The sequence below is a fragment of the Cupriavidus sp. GW823-FHT06D04 genome (genome assembly GCF_058795055.1).
In genome coordinates, this window is the sequence record NZ_JBXAHL010000038.1 from 49,366 (window position 1) to 63,140 (window position 13,775).

Annotated in this window: 17 protein-coding genes and 1 tRNA gene; 7 read left to right on the top strand and 11 right to left on the bottom strand. The window is 67.9% G+C overall.

The window, feature by feature from the left end; genetic code table 11:
* The first annotated feature begins 9 nt into the window (after nucleotides 1–9).
* From glpK to AC1Q7H_RS32145, 4 genes are all read left to right on the top strand, one after another.
* Nucleotides 10–1,581: a glycerol kinase GlpK gene (gene glpK / locus AC1Q7H_RS32130; protein WP_013957321.1), complete on the top strand. Its 1,572-nt coding sequence runs from the start codon at nucleotides 10–12 to the stop codon at nucleotides 1,579–1,581.
* 40 nt (nucleotides 1,582–1,621) lie between these two features.
* Nucleotides 1,622–3,226 (top strand): glycerol-3-phosphate dehydrogenase/oxidase, encoded by a 1,605-nt coding sequence (locus tag AC1Q7H_RS32135; protein ID WP_114132479.1) that lies wholly within the window; start codon nucleotides 1,622–1,624, stop codon nucleotides 3,224–3,226.
* Between the two features lie 78 nt (nucleotides 3,227–3,304).
* Complete coding sequence (locus AC1Q7H_RS32140) at nucleotides 3,305–3,682, top strand: MliC family protein (protein ID WP_013957323.1); 378 nt, start codon at nucleotides 3,305–3,307, stop codon at nucleotides 3,680–3,682.
* A 69-nt stretch (nucleotides 3,683–3,751) separates the two neighbouring features.
* Nucleotides 3,752–4,132 (top strand): hypothetical protein, encoded by a 381-nt coding sequence (locus tag AC1Q7H_RS32145; RefSeq protein ID WP_013957324.1) that lies wholly within the window; start codon nucleotides 3,752–3,754, stop codon nucleotides 4,130–4,132.
* A gap of 55 nt (nucleotides 4,133–4,187) precedes the next feature.
* Here the strand turns inward: AC1Q7H_RS32145 and AC1Q7H_RS32150 are convergent, their stop codons facing one another.
* The 6 genes from AC1Q7H_RS32150 to AC1Q7H_RS32175 all read right to left on the bottom strand — a co-directional run bounded on the left by AC1Q7H_RS32150 (nucleotide 4,188) and on the right by AC1Q7H_RS32175 (nucleotide 6,657).
* The gene (locus AC1Q7H_RS32150; protein WP_492382137.1) at nucleotides 4,188–4,469 is read right to left on the bottom strand and encodes a hypothetical protein; all 282 of its coding nucleotides are present in this window, start codon (nucleotides 4,467–4,469) and stop codon (nucleotides 4,188–4,190) included.
* Nucleotides 4,470–4,546: 77 nt separating this feature from the next.
* Nucleotides 4,547–4,771 carry a hypothetical protein gene (locus tag AC1Q7H_RS32155; RefSeq protein ID WP_010814355.1) on the bottom strand — a complete coding sequence of 75 codons (225 nt, stop codon included), beginning with the start codon at nucleotides 4,769–4,771 and terminating at the stop codon, nucleotides 4,547–4,549.
* 113 nt (nucleotides 4,772–4,884) lie between these two features.
* On the bottom strand, nucleotides 4,885–5,292 hold the full coding sequence (locus AC1Q7H_RS32160) for a YXWGXW repeat-containing protein (protein ID WP_013957326.1): 408 nt from the start codon (nucleotides 5,290–5,292) through the stop codon (nucleotides 4,885–4,887).
* A 117-nt stretch (nucleotides 5,293–5,409) separates the two neighbouring features.
* The gene (locus AC1Q7H_RS32165; RefSeq protein ID WP_010814357.1) at nucleotides 5,410–5,613 is read right to left on the bottom strand and encodes a hypothetical protein; all 204 of its coding nucleotides are present in this window, start codon (nucleotides 5,611–5,613) and stop codon (nucleotides 5,410–5,412) included.
* Nucleotides 5,614–5,681: 68 nt separating this feature from the next.
* Nucleotides 5,682–5,984 (bottom strand): lysozyme inhibitor LprI family protein, encoded by a 303-nt coding sequence (locus AC1Q7H_RS32170; protein ID WP_148271580.1) that lies wholly within the window; start codon nucleotides 5,982–5,984, stop codon nucleotides 5,682–5,684.
* A gap of 166 nt (nucleotides 5,985–6,150) precedes the next feature.
* Complete coding sequence (locus AC1Q7H_RS32175) at nucleotides 6,151–6,657, bottom strand: CopD family protein (RefSeq protein WP_492382138.1); 507 nt, start codon at nucleotides 6,655–6,657, stop codon at nucleotides 6,151–6,153.
* Between the two features lie 260 nt (nucleotides 6,658–6,917).
* Between AC1Q7H_RS32175 and yfiR the strand changes: the two genes are divergently transcribed.
* From yfiR to yfiB, 3 genes are read left to right on the top strand one after another with little or no spacing between them, the layout of a single operon-like run.
* Entirely contained in the window at nucleotides 6,918–7,517 is a 600-nt protein-coding gene (gene yfiR / locus AC1Q7H_RS32180) for a regulatory sequestration protein YfiR (RefSeq protein WP_492382139.1), read from the top strand.
* The gene (gene dgcN / locus AC1Q7H_RS32185; protein WP_211979921.1) at nucleotides 7,514–8,779 is read left to right on the top strand and encodes a diguanylate cyclase DgcN/YfiN; all 1,266 of its coding nucleotides are present in this window, start codon (nucleotides 7,514–7,516) and stop codon (nucleotides 8,777–8,779) included. The genes yfiR and dgcN overlap by 4 nt, the downstream gene beginning before the upstream one ends.
* Nucleotides 8,780–8,787: 8 nt before the next feature.
* Entirely contained in the window at nucleotides 8,788–9,309 is a 522-nt protein-coding gene (gene yfiB, locus AC1Q7H_RS32190) for an outer membrane lipoprotein YfiB (protein ID WP_211979922.1), read from the top strand.
* 16 nt (nucleotides 9,310–9,325) lie between these two features.
* Here yfiB and AC1Q7H_RS32195 read toward each other — a convergent pair whose 3' ends face one another.
* From AC1Q7H_RS32195 to AC1Q7H_RS32215, 5 genes are all read right to left on the bottom strand, one after another.
* Nucleotides 9,326–9,601, bottom strand: a complete 276-nt coding sequence (locus AC1Q7H_RS32195) for a hypothetical protein (RefSeq protein WP_013957332.1) — start codon at nucleotides 9,599–9,601, stop codon at nucleotides 9,326–9,328.
* A gap of 51 nt (nucleotides 9,602–9,652) precedes the next feature.
* On the bottom strand, nucleotides 9,653–10,501 hold the full coding sequence (locus AC1Q7H_RS32200) for a D-amino acid aminotransferase (RefSeq protein WP_492382140.1): 849 nt from the start codon (nucleotides 10,499–10,501) through the stop codon (nucleotides 9,653–9,655).
* A gap of 118 nt (nucleotides 10,502–10,619) precedes the next feature.
* Complete coding sequence (locus AC1Q7H_RS32205; RefSeq protein WP_492382141.1) at nucleotides 10,620–11,111, bottom strand: GNAT family N-acetyltransferase; 492 nt, start codon at nucleotides 11,109–11,111, stop codon at nucleotides 10,620–10,622.
* 367 nt (nucleotides 11,112–11,478) lie between these two features.
* Nucleotides 11,479–11,569, bottom strand: a tRNA-Ser gene (locus AC1Q7H_RS32210).
* A gap of 85 nt (nucleotides 11,570–11,654) precedes the next feature.
* Entirely contained in the window at nucleotides 11,655–13,706 is a 2,052-nt protein-coding gene (locus AC1Q7H_RS32215; RefSeq protein WP_013957335.1) for a VC_2705 family sodium/solute symporter, read from the bottom strand.
* Between the last annotated feature and the right edge of the window lie 69 nt (nucleotides 13,707–13,775).

Sequence of the window (13,775 nt, forward strand, 5' to 3'; positions counted from 1 at the left end):
ATTGAACGCATGAACCAGCCAGCCGCGCAGGCCCAGCGCCCTGCATCGTCCCAGCTTCCCACCGAGCCGCAATATGTGCTGGCGCTCGACCAGGGCACCAGCAGCTCGCGGGCCATCCTGTTCGACCATGCCGGCAATGTGGTGCGACTCGCGCAGCGCGAGTTCCGCCAATATTACCCACATCCCGGCCATGTCGAGCACGACCCTTACGAGATCTGGCAATCGCAGCTGGCGGTGGCGCACGCGGTGCTGGCCGATGCCGGCATCTCTGCCTCGCAGGTGCGCGCCATCGGCATCACCAACCAGCGCGAGACCACTGTGCTGTGGGACCGCAAGACCGGCGAGCCGGTCGGGCGCGCGCTGGTCTGGCAGGACCGCCGCACCGCGCCCATGTGCGAGGCACTGCAGGCCGCCGGCCACGGCGAACTGTTCCGCGACAAGACCGGCCTGATCATCGATGCCTACTTCTCCGGCACCAAGCTGCGCTGGATGCTCGACAACATCGAAGGCGCGCGCGAACGCGCCCAGCGCGGCGAACTGGCCTTCGGCACCGTCGACAGCTGGCTGATCTGGCAGCTGACCGACGGCGCGCGCCATGTCACTGATGTGTCAAATGCCTCGCGCACGATGCTGTTCAATATCCACAGCTTCGAGTGGGACGACGCGCTGCTGGCGCTGCTCGACATCCCGCACGCGCTGCTGCCCGAGGTGGTGGCGTCCAGCGGCGAGGTGGCGCGCACCTCGGCGCGGCTCTTCGGCATGCAGATCCCCATTGCCGGCATCGCCGGCGACCAGCAGGCCGCCACCTTCGGCCAGGCCTGCCTGTCGCCGGGCATGGCCAAGAACACCTACGGCACCGGCTGCTTCCTGCTGATGAATACCGGCTCGCAGCCGGTCACGTCGCACAACCGGCTGCTGACCACGATCGGCTGGCAGATCCGCGGCCAGACGCAATATTGCCTGGAAGGCGGCGTGTTCATGGGCGGCGCCACCATCCAGTGGCTGCGCGACGGCCTGAAGATCATCAACAGCGCGCCCGAGGTCGAGCCGCTCGCGCGCCAGTGCGACGACACCGGCGGCGTGGTGCTGGTGCCCGCCTTTGCCGGCCTGGGCGCGCCGCACTGGGACCCCTTTGCACGCGGCACGCTGGTCGGCATGACGCGCGGCACGGGCCGGCCGCAGATCGCGCGCGCCGCGCTGGAATCGATCGCGCTGCAGAGCGTCGATGTGCTGGAAGCCATGCAGAAGGACGCCGGCATCTCGCTGGCCGAGCTGCGCGTGGACGGCGGCGCCTCGCGCAGCGACCTGCTGATGCAGATGCAGGCCGACCTGCTCGGCACCCCCGTGGTCCGCCCGCGCGTGACCGAAACCACCGCGCTGGGCGCCGCCTACCTGGCGGGCCTGGCCACCGGCTACTGGAGCGATCCGGCAGAGATCGCGCAGCAATGGCAGGTGGAGCGGCGCTTTGAGCCGAACCTGTCGGCTGACGCGCGCGGCCACCGGCTGGCGCGCTGGCATCGCGCCGTCGATCGCGCGCGCGACTGGGCGCGCGAGGACCAAGCCAACGGCAGCCACGCCTGAGCGCCGGCCCACCCCGAACACACTCCCCAAAAAATGCGTCATGCAGAGAGTCTCCACCCCGATCCAGCCCCCCGACCGCGCCGCCCTGCTCGCCACCCTGGAGCGCGAGCCGCGCTGGGATGTGATCGTCATCGGCGGCGGCGCCACCGGCCTGGGCACCGCAGTCGATGCCGCCTCGCGCGGCTACCGCACGCTGCTGGTCGAAGCCGCGGATTTTGCCAAGGGCACCTCCAGCAAGGCCACCAAGCTGGTCCATGGCGGCGTGCGCTACCTGGCCCAGGGCAATATCAGCCTAGTGCGCGAGGCCCTGCACGAGCGTGGCCTGCTGGCGCGCAACGCGCCGCACCTGGTGTGGCCGCTGGGCTTCGTGGTGCCGGCCTACCAGCTGTTCGACCAGCCCTTCTACGGCATCGGCCTCAAGGTCTACGACATGCTGGCCGGCGACCTCAACCTGGCCGGCAGCCGCTGGCTGAATCACCGCGAGGTGCTGGCTGCGGCGCCCAACCTGGCCGAGCACGTCGGCGGGCGTCCGCTGCGCGGCGGCAACCTGTATTTCGACGGCCAGTTCGACGATGCGCGGCTGGCGGTGGCGCTGATGCGTACCCTGTTCGACGTGGGCGGCACCGCGGTCAACTACATGCGCGTGACCGGGCTGAGCCAGCAAGGCGGCGTGATCAGCGGCGTGACCGTGCAGGATGCGCTGGGCGATGCCACCTTCCACCTGCGCGCCGACTGCGTGATCAACGCCACCGGCGTGTGGGTCGATGCGATCCGGCAAATGGAGGACGGCCACGCGCGCGCCATGGTCGCGCCCAGCCAGGGCGTGCACCTGACGCTGCCGCGCAGCTTCCTGCCGGGCGAGCGCGCCATCCTGATCCCCAAGACCGACGACGGCCGGGTGCTGTTCGTGGTGCCATGGAACGGCCACACCATTGTCGGCACCACCGACACGCCGCGCCGCGACCTGCCGCTGGAGCCCGACGCCGGAGCCGACGACGTCGATTTCATCCTGGAAACCGCGTCGCGCTACCTTGCCAGGGACCCGACCCGTGCCGACGTCACCAGCGTCTGGGCCGGCCTGCGGCCGCTGGTGAGGGCCACCGGCGAGGCCTCGACCGCGTCGCTGTCGCGCGAGCATACGATCCTGGTTTCCAAGGCCGGGCTGATCACCGTCACCGGCGGCAAGTGGACCACTTACCGCAAGATGGCCGAAGACGTGATCGAGACCGCGATCCAGCGCCAGATGGTGCGCGCGGCCCCGTGCGTGACCGCCGAGCTGCCCCTGCACGGCGCGGCGGGGCTGCCGGCCGGGCTGCCGCCGCCGGATTCAGGCTCGCCGGACCGCTACTACGGCAATGAGCTGGACCTGCTGCGCGCGCTGCCCGGATATGACCGGATGCTGGCACCGGCGTCGGGCCTGACCGAGGCGCACGTGCGCTTTGCGGCCCGGCACGAACTGGCGCGCCGGGTCGAGGACGTGTTGGCCCGCCGCAACCGCGCGCTGTTCCTGGACGCGCGCGCCGCCGTGGATGCCGCGCCGGCCGTGGCCGCGATCCTGGCCGAGGAACTCGGCGAGAGCGAGGCTTGGCAGGCGCGCGAAATCGAGAGCTTCCGCACGCTCGCCGCCGGCTACATGCTCGGCTGACCCGGACGCCGGCGCAACCGCCGCCGGCGCCGTCCATCTCAACTGGCTGACACACCACCTATTGACCAAGGCAAACCCATGACCACTCGCCCGATCCTGTCCTGCGCCCGCGCCGTGGCCCTGCTCGCAACCGTCGGCGCCTGCGCCGCGGCGCACGCCGCCCGCGCGCCCGGCATCGAGGGCGTGCGCTTCCCGGACGTGCGCACCGTGCGCTACCAGTGCGACGGCGGCAAGACGCTTTCCGTGCGCTATTTCAACAGCCCGGACAACCAGGCGGCGGTGTTCCGCATCGAAGGCAAGCCGGTGCTGGCGGTCAGCACCGTGTCGGCCTCCGGCGCGCGTTATGTCGGCGGCCGCTACGAATGGTGGACCAAGGGCGAGGAAGGCACGCTGCGCGACCTGATGCAGGCCGAAAACGCCGCGCCAGCGCTGGCCAACTGCCACGCAAAGCCCTAAGCGCCACGTCACCGTTTGAGGTGGCGGCGTTCCGGGCGATAATGCGGGGATTGAATCAGGGAGAACACCATGGACGAGATTGAAGATCTGTCCGATCTGCCGATGCCCCGCTTTATCTGGGGCTTCGCTGTTATCGCAGGCAAAGGCGGCGAGGTCATGCACGACGAGTTCGAGTATCTGACCCACACCCGCAGCCCGCGCTTCACCTGCCGCGTAGTCGAGCTAGAAGACATGCCGGCGGAAAGCGAGGAAGACGCCATCGATGGCCGCATCGTCCATGATGACGATCCGAGCCGGATGTTCTATATCACCGATGCCGGCATGGCGCTGGTCAATTTCCAGCTGTTCGACAAGATGCCGGACAAGCAGAAATTCAAGCGCATCTGCGACGAAGCCATCGCCAACTGGATGCTGCGCCGCGAATTCCTTGACGAAGAAGAAGAGGACTGACCCGCTCGTGACCTGATGGGGTCAGACAGGTGGCCGCGGGCGCGGCCACCATGTTTCAGCTCTCGGCCCGCTCCGGCGGCAACGCGCCCGCCAGCAGTTCATTGAGCAGCCCGGTCATGCCACCGGGGTGATCCACGGCAAGCGCCTGCAGGCGCTTGACCAGCGTGCCGTCCAGCTTGCACGCAAAGGGCACCAGACCTTGCTCCTGGTCCAGCCGGCGCTGTTCGCGCCGGTCCGGGCGCGCAGCGCCGCCGGGAATACCCCGCCCCGCCGTAGCCTGCTTCAGGCTGTTGGCGATCTTCAGGCCCTTGTTTTTTTCCAGGTCCGTTTTCTTCACGGCATTATCCGAAAGTCTGTAGAGGCCGGTATTGTACGCACCCGCGGCACCCACCGGCCGCAAGGCGACCGGCGCCGCTATTCGTTGCCGACTTCGATCAGTTCGGCGGCCACCCGCTGGATTTCCGCATAGACCGGAATGGCCTCCATCGGCCCGGTGCAGCCCACGGCCGTGGCCTGGCTGGCATCGGCGCCAGGCGGCAGGAACACAAAGGCCATGCCGGGCTGCCAGCCGGGATGCTTGCGCAGGCTGTCATTGAGGATGTCGAGATACTGCGCGCGCGTGAAAACGTGCTTTGCCATTGCTACCTCCGGTATCCGCTGCCGATGCGCCGCGCGGGCGCGGTTGTCATGGCGGCGATCGTAGCATGGCAAGGCCGCCCGGCGTCACCGTGCGGCGCCGGGCGGCTGGCGCATCAGCACTCGCCCTTCTTGGCGTGGCCGGGCGGGCAGTGATAGCCCTTGTCCTTGTGGCCCTTGTCCTTGTACCCGCCCTGGTCCCAGCGCCCCGGCACCAGCACCCAGCCGTCGCGCGACTGGATCCAGCGCGGCGACTCATAGATATAGCCGGGGCGTTCACGTTCCCAGCGCCCCTTCTTCCAGGCGTGCTTGTGGTAGTGGTCATCCCAGTCCCAGTAGCCCGGCACCCAGACATAGCCTGAGCGCGGCGTGGGCACGACCTCGTAGATCGGGGCCGGCGGTGGTACGCCGATGGCAACGTTGACCGACACCTGGGCCATCGACCCCGCACTGAACGTCAGGCCGGAACCCAGCAGGGCCGCCAGCAGGAGGGCCCTGGCCGGCCGGAGCGCGCGATGTGTCATGGGAGTCCTTTCTAGTGGAGGAACATGCCCACAGTCTAGCGCGCACCGATCCCGGCGCATTGTAAGAAACGGTATCCGTTGATCACAAAGATGCCGGCGCGCAACACTGGCCCCAGCCTAGTGGTCTTCGGCCATCGCCTTGAGCTGGGCCTCGCCCGCTACCCGCGCGGCATCCGAGGTGGTGAAGGTGTCGTCCGAGACGATGGCGCGCCGGATCTGCTGCGCGCCGAAGTCCACCAGCGCGATGACCCACACATAGCGCCCCGCCTGGGGCGCCGTTTGCACAAAGGCCTTCAGGTTGTTCCGCGATTCACTTGCCATGATCCATCTCCTGGTGAGACGTGCCGCAGCACAGGTGTCTGGGGAACTCTAGCACATGGCTGGCCCGCTCACCGGGCTGCGGCCTCCGTGGCGAAGTCACGCAATTCGCGCGCCCGCGCGGCCGTCATCCGGGCCATGCAGGTCGCCCCGGCCACGCGCGCGGCGGTGCCGCCGGCCGGATTGGCCATATAGGCGCAATTGGCCTGGCGGAACTCCAGCCAGACACGCTGCGCCACCCGCAACTGGCCGGTGCGCGGCGCTTCCAGCCGCCGCAGCAAGGCTTGATAGGCGCTGTTCAGCGCCACGTCCTGGACCCGTGTTTCGGCCGCGGCGCAGCCGAGCATGTCGGCAGTCGACATGGCCTTGGCCATGCAGCGTTCATATTCAGCGCTCAGGCCATTGCTTTGCTCAGCGCGGGCCGGTGCGCCCGCCACGGCAAGACCAAGGACGGCAAGACATGCGATGACGCGCATAACGGCTCTCCCTTTGCCTGGTGGTGACGCGACGATGCTGGGCCATGCCGGGGCATCGGGCCGCTCAGGCCAGCCAGCGCCCCAGCGTGGCCACGGCGATATTGACCAGCCCGAGCACCAGGTTGGTCCCGACCGCCTGCCGGATGCGGTTCAGCGCGGCACCGGCGGCCGGCCAGTCCTGGGCCTCCACGGCCCGGCCCAGCACGCGATACGGCCCAAACCACACGTAGCAGAAAATCACCGTCATGACGAGGCCGATGCCCATCATCAGGTGCCAGTTGCGTGGGGAAGCGGACATGCCCACTACGGCCATCATCGCCGCGCCGCTCAGCAGGATCGCGATCACCGCCGCCCACACCCACGGGAAGAAGCGGGCAAACACGCCGCGCCAGAGCCGCAGCCGCGGCGGCGGCTCCAGCACGGTGCCGGCCACGGGCCGCAGGCACAGGTAGGCAAAGAACATGCCGCCCACCCAGACGGCAACGCCGGCAACGTGCAGGAAGCGGAAAAGCGGGTCGGCAATCATGACGGCAAGCGGCGGCGAGGCGCGCGTTGGGGACGATGGCCCCATTCTAAGTGTTGTGTCCGCCACGGCGAAGCGCTGCGCGCGTTCCAGCCTGACTTCAGGAAAACAACGAAGAACCGTTAAACATTCCGTATCACGCCGCGTCGCAAACTGGCCCCACGGAATCAGGCCCGCACAAGCGCGTTCCGGGGCCGAGCCCACCCGTGGCTAACGCTTGACCGCCCGGAACCGGCCCCCGGACAATAACCGCGGCTGCGGCCAGCCCGCCACCCACACCGGCCGTACCGAACCTCCTGCCCCAGACCATGGCTCCTGCCCCAGCCAGCGCCCTTCCCGGTGCCGATTCCGACCGACGTCCCCCGCTGCTGCGCCGCGCCCTGCCGGCCCTGCTCGCCGTGACGCTGGCGGTGCTGCCAGCCATGCTGCCGCCGGCGGTGACGGCGCAGCCCGCGCCGCAGCGCACCGACCTGGTCGCGCGCGTGGTCTTCAGCCTGCTGGGGTATGCACGCTGGCCGGTCGAGCGCGACCCCGTGCGACTGTGCGTGGACAGCACCAGCCACTATTCCGCACGGCTGATGGAAGGCGGCACGCTCGCCAACGGCCGGTCGGTGCGCACGCGCCAGGTCGACGTGCTGGCCGACATGCTGCATCCGGCCTGCGATGCCCTCTACGTCGGCGCCATGAACGAAGCCCGCCGCAAGCGCCTGTCGGGCGAACTGACCGGCCGCCCGGTACTGGTGATCGCCGAAGAAGACTTCGAGTGCGAGGTCGGCAGCATGTTCTGCCTGAACATCCGCGACCAGCAGGTCTCGTTCCGCGTCAACCTTGACACGCTCGCGCGCAGCGGCGTGCATGTGCACCCCGGCGTGCTGCAGCTGGGCCGCCGCAAGGGAGCGCCGTCATGAGCGCGCACCAGCCGGCGCGCGGCAACGGCGCCCGCCCCACCCTCTACAGCGTGCTGCGCCGGATCCACCTGGGCGTGGCGCTGATCGCGGTATTCACTGCCGGGGTCTCGCTGACCGCCCTTGGCCTGACCGCACTGCGCGTCTATGCCGAACACAACGTGCGGCTGGTGGCCCGCTCGATCGCCTACACGCTGGAAGCGCCGGTCGTATTCCGCGACCAGGCGGCCACCGGCGAGACACTGGCGGCCATCGCCGCGTCCGAGGACATCGCGCGCGCCACCGTCTACGACCACGACAACCACGTGCTGGCCGAATGGCAGCGCCCCGGCCAGGCGCCACTGACCGGCTTGCGCCACGTGCTGAGCGAGTGGCTGAGCATGGGCGTCGTGGAACAACCGATCCTGCACCAGACGCAACCGGTCGGCATGCTGCGCGTCAGTGGCAACGCCCGCAACCTGCTGCATTTCCTGCTGCAGGGCGCGCTCGGCCTGCTTGGCTGCCTGCTGCTGACCGCCGTCGGCGCCCACTACCTGGCCAGCCGGCTGCTGGTGCAGATCGTCGAGCCGCTGCGCAACCTGATGCGCGTGGCGCACGCGGTGCGCTCCAAGCGCGATTTCGCGCAGCGCACGCCGCCAGCCAGCATCGCGGAACTCAATGCCCTCAGCGAGGACTTCAACGGCCTGCTGGACGAACTGCAGACCTGGCAGAACCAGATGCAGCACGAGAACCGCTCGCTCGCCCACCGCGCCAACCACGATGCGCTGACCGGCCTGCTCAACCGCGCCGCCTTCGTCGAAGCGCTGGAGCACGCCGTGCGCCATGCCGCGGCCAACGACGAGTACGCGGCCGTGCTGTACCTGGACAGTGACGATTTCAAGAACATCAACGACCGCCACGGCCATGCTGCTGGCGACGCCGTGCTGGTGGCCGTGGCCCAGCGCATCCGCACCAGCCTGCGCGCCAGCGACACCGTGGCACGCATCGGCGGCGACGAATTCGCCGTGCTGGCCGCAGCGCTGCGCGCGCCGCGCGACGCCATCCATATCGCCGAGCATATCCTGCAGGCGATGTCCGCCCCGATCGACCTGCCCGACGGCAGCACGGTGCAGGCGTCGCTCAGCATCGGCCTGGCCGTTTTCCCTGTCCACGCACAAGGCAGCCAGGCGCTGCTGCACGCGGCCGACGCCGCCATGTACGGCGCCAAGCGGCGCTCCGGCGGCACCTGGCAAAGCGCCGAGCCGCGCCTGGACGTCACGCAGTGAGAACCCCCATGCCCGAACGCCCGACCCTGCCCTGCTGGAAGTCCCTGTGGAAACTCTGGGTCGCCGCCATCGTGCTGACGGGGCTGTCGCTGGCCGGCTGCCAGACCGCGCCGCCAGCCACCGGGTTGTCTCCGGCCCAGGTCGCGGTGCTGAAGCAGGAAGGTTTCGCGCTGACCGATGAAGGCTGGGAACTCGGCCTGTCAGACAAGCTGCTGTTCGGATTCAATGAGGACCTGATCGACGCTGAGCGCGCCGCCAATGTGCAGCGCCTCGGGCGGGCGCTGAAGGGCGCGGGCATCGAGCGCCTGCGCGTGGATGGCCACACCGACGAAGCGGGCTCGGCCGAATACAACCAGTCGCTGTCAGTGCGGCGCGCCGAAGCCGTGGCAAGGCTGCTGGCGGGCGCCGGCTTTGCGCCGGAAAGCATCGAAGTTCGCGGACGCGGCAAGAGCCGCCCGGTGGCCGACAACCGCACCGCCGCCGGACGCGCCGAAAACCGGCGCGTCGCCATCGTCGTATCGGTCGACTAGGACGGCGGCCGGCGCTTCAGTCCCCGAACGGATTGGGCGCGCGGTTCTCCGGCGCTTCGCTCAGGTCGAACTCGTCGCGAACCTTGTCGACCACCGCGCGGATGCTGGCCTCGTAGCCGGACGCATTGCCGAAGCCCGTCATATTCCAGTTGCGCCCGCGGGCATCGCGCGCGTGCGGCACAGGCGCCGGCACCCGGACCTTGGCGCCGTCCTCGCCGATTTCATAGATTTGCTGGATGCGCCGGCTAACCTCGTCCTGCAGGGCACGCCGGCCACGCTCACGCTTGGCCATGGCTGACTCCTCGATGATTCCCGAGGCATCCTAGCACGCACGCAAATCCGCTCAAAGCGCAGCCTTGGCAGCCTGGTACGCAGCGTAAAGCCGGGCAAAGACCGGCCCTGGCACGCCCTTGCCAATGGCGCGGCCATCGATGGTCACCACCGGCAGCAGCTCCTTGCTGGCCGACGACAGCAGCACCTCATCGGCGGCGAACACCTCTTCCCTCGCGATGCGGCGCGCCTCCAGCGCAATCCCCATCGCGGCACAGACCTCTTCCATGAACCCGTAGCGGATGCCTTCCAGGATCAGGTTGTCCTTGGGCGGCGCCATCACGCGGCCTTCGCGCACCACCCACACATTGGACGCCGACGCCTCGGTCAGCCAGCCATCCCGGAACTGGATCGCCTCGATCACGCCGTGCTCCACCGCATGCTGCGCCGCCAGCACGTTGCCCAGCAGCGACGTCGACTTGATCTGGCAGTTCAGCCAGCGCCGGTCCTCCATCGTCACGCACGCCACGCCCTGCTCAAGCATCTGCGCCGACGGCAACGCCATCGGGTTGGTCATGATCAGCACCGTCGGCACGACCTCCTTCGGAAACGCATGCGTGCGCCTGGCGACGCCGCGCGACACCTGGATGTAGACCAGCTGGTCCGACAGGCCGTTGGCCTGGACCACCTCTCCGACCAGCTTCAGCCACTGCCCGGCGCTGTACGGATCGGGAATCCCGATGCCCTCCAGGCTGCGGTGCAGGCGGGCCAGATGCTGGTCCCCGCGGAATGGCTTGCCGTTGTAGTAAGGGATGACTTCGTAGATGCCATCGCCAAAGATGAAGCCGCGGTCGAGGACGGGGATGCGGGCTTCGGAGAGGGGGATCAGGGTGCCGTTGAGGTGGACGATGGGGTCGGACATGGGGGCAAGTGCCAGAGATCGAAAGAGATGCCTGATTCTTTCACGAGCAGGCAGGCAGGTTCATGCAATTTGCGCATGAGGTTGGCTACCCATGCCATGTCGGCGCCGGCGCGCAGGCTCAGGCTGGCGGCAGCGCTTTCGACAACAGCACAGTCGTAAAGCCGCTGTCCCAGCTCTCGTCAGGATAGAAATCGATCTCGGCATAACCATGGCGCCGGTAGAACGCGCGGCTTTGCACGTTGAACGTGTCCGTCTCCAGCCTCGCCTCGCGATGCCCGGCGCGGGCAATCTCGCCTTCGGCGTGGGCCAGCAACGCCCCGCCCAGCCCCATGCGTTGCCATGTCCGCCCGACATGTAGGGCCCAGATAAAGTTGTTTTCCCAGTCCACCATGGCCGCGCGCACGCCATCCACGCAGGCTACGCGGAATGCCTGCAGGCGCGCTTCGACGTAGCTTCGGGTCTTGCCTTGCCGTTCAAAGGCGGCTGCCGCAGCGGCTGTCAGTTGCGGCTTCCAGGTGCCGAGGTAGGTGTCGGTCAGGATGTCTTCCACCGCTTGCGCGTCTGCGGGCAAGACGGGGCGGATTTCGAGTTGGAAGGTGAGTTTGGTCATGGCCGAGAGGATACCGGGCACCGGATACATGGCGGAAGCCCTCTCACGGACACAGAACTTTGGCGGACAGAACAACTGGATCGGCACGCCCAGCCAATCCGGCGCGCCGGGATGGAAGCCATGCCTTCGTGGCGGTGACGGGCATGGCCATGTCGCCCTGCGGCAACACCTCTATTTAGAGGGATGCGCGATACAAGGTCCTATACGACCATCCTCACGGGCGATCCCGCGACTCGCCCACTACTACTTCAGCCCTCGCCTACCCTGGCCGAGGGCTTTTCTTTGAGCTCGTCAGGCATTACGAAGCCACCGGAGACTGGAAACAAAAAAGCCGCCCAGACGGGCGGCTTCGCTTTGCACAGTGTTCTGGCGGAGAGAGGGGGATTCGAACCCCCGATAGGCTATTAACCTATACACGCTTTCCAGGCGTGCGACTTAAACCACTCATCCATCTCTCCGGGAAGTCCGAGATTATAGCAGAGTTGCCCGGCGAATCCAGTGCTTCGTCGCCGTATCTCGCCTTACTTGACAACCCCATCCGCCCTATCCCTTGCGCAGGTAGCTCACCAGCCGGTCGATCACCGGCGCATTGCGTGGCGTTAGCAGGCTGACGATGATGGCCACGGCGAAGCCGGCCGGCACGCCGAAGGCGCCGGAGGCGATCGGGTCGACGCCGAACCAGCGGTTGCCGAAGATGCCGGTCATGCGGGTGAAGAACGGGTAGTTGACGATGATGTAGTAGACCGCCATGCCCAGCCCGGCGGCCATGCCGGCGACGGCGCCGGCGGCGGTGGTGCGGCGCCAGAAGATGCCGAGGACCAGTACCGGGAAGAAACTGGAGGCAGCCAGCGAGAACGCGGCGCCGACCAGGAACAGGATATTGCCCGGGCGCAGCGATGTGACATAAGAGGCAAAAAGCGCCACGCCCAGCAACACGATCTTGGCGGTGGTGACGCGGCGCTGGTGGCTCGCCTGGCGGTCGACCATGTGATAGAAGACGTCGTGCGAGAGCGCATTGGCGATGGTCAGCAGCAGGCCGTCGGCAGTGGACAGCGCCGCGGCCAGGGCGCCGGCGGCGATCAGGCCGGAGATCACGTATGGCAGGCCGGCGATTTCCGGGGCGGCCAGCACGATCATGTCGGGCTGGAGCAGGATCTCGGCCCATTGCACGATGCCGTCGCCGTTGACATCGCGGATGCCGAACACTGGTGGATCGACCTTGCGCCATTGCACCACCCACTGCGGCAATTCGGCGTAGGAGGTGCCCACCAGGTGCTGGAAGAACTCGTATTTCACCAGCGCAGCCAGCGTGGGCGCGGACACGTACAGCAAGGCGATGAAGAACACGGCCCAGGCCACGGAGTTGCGCGTTTCCTTGACCGACGGCGTGGTGTAGAGCCGCGTCAGGATGTGCGGCAGGCTGGCGGTGCCGACCATCAGGCAGAACACCAGCAAGACAAAATTCAGCCGCTTGGTCTTGCGTTCCTGCTCCGATGCCGCGGGATAGGGCTCGGTCGATGACAGCGAATGGCGGCTGCGGGCCAGTGCGTCGGCCCGCTGCTGGTTCCATTGTTGCTGTGCCGCAGCGGGGTCGCGCGGGAATTCCAGCCGTTCGCGCTCCAGCGACTTGATCTCGCGCAGCGGGGCATTGCGCGTGCGCAGGTCCTGCAGGCGCGCGTCGAGCGCGTCGCGCTCCTGGGCAAAGGAATCGGGCAGTCGGGCGATGCGCTCCTGCAGCAGGATGGCCTGCTGCCGGTAGTACTCGCGCACGGCCTGCTCGGCCGGCTCGCGCTCCAGCTGCTGCTCGCGCGCGTCGAGTTGCGACAGCAGCGTGCCGTAGCTGAGCTGCGGCAGCGCTTCGTGGTGATGCTTCCAGGCGATCATCGATACCGTGACCAGGAAGGCCACGATCATCATGATGTACTGCGCCACCTGCGTCCATGTGACCGCGCGCATGCCGCCAAGGAACGAGCACACCAGGATGCCGGCCAGCCCGAAGAAGATGCCGACGGCAAACTCCACGCCGATAAAGCGGGTCACCACCAGCCCCACGCCCTGGATCTGCGCCACCAGGTAGACGAAGGAGCAGAGCGAAGCCGCCAGCACCGCGATCGCGCGCACTGGCAGGTTGCCGCCCGGCTTGCCGTTGCCGTAGCGCGCTGCGAGGAAATCCGGAATGGTGTAGCCGCCGTACTTGCGCAGGTACGGCGCCAGCAGGAAGGCCACCAGGCAGTAGCCGCCGGTCCAGCCCATCACATAGGCCAGCCCTTCGTAGCCCGAGGCAAACAGGATGCCGGCCAGGCCGATGAAGGACGCCGCGCTCATCCAGTCGGCGGCAATCGCCATGCCGTTGAACAGCGCCGGCACGCGCCGCGAGGCTACGTAATACTCGTTCAGGTCAGAGGTGCGGCAGATCAGCCCGATGCAGGCATAGATCGCGATGGTGATGAAGAGGAAGACGTAGCCGAGCCACAGCGCATCGGCATTGGAGCGTTCCAGCAGCCCCATCATGCCGACGAAGCCGAACAACCCCAGCGTGAACAGGCCGTAGTACAGCAGCAACCGTCGGCGAAAGCGCGACTGGGCTTCAGGCATAGGGGACGGTCCGTGGTCGGTGGGGGGCTATCGTAACAAACCCGCCGGCGCGGGAACGCGGCGGCGGGT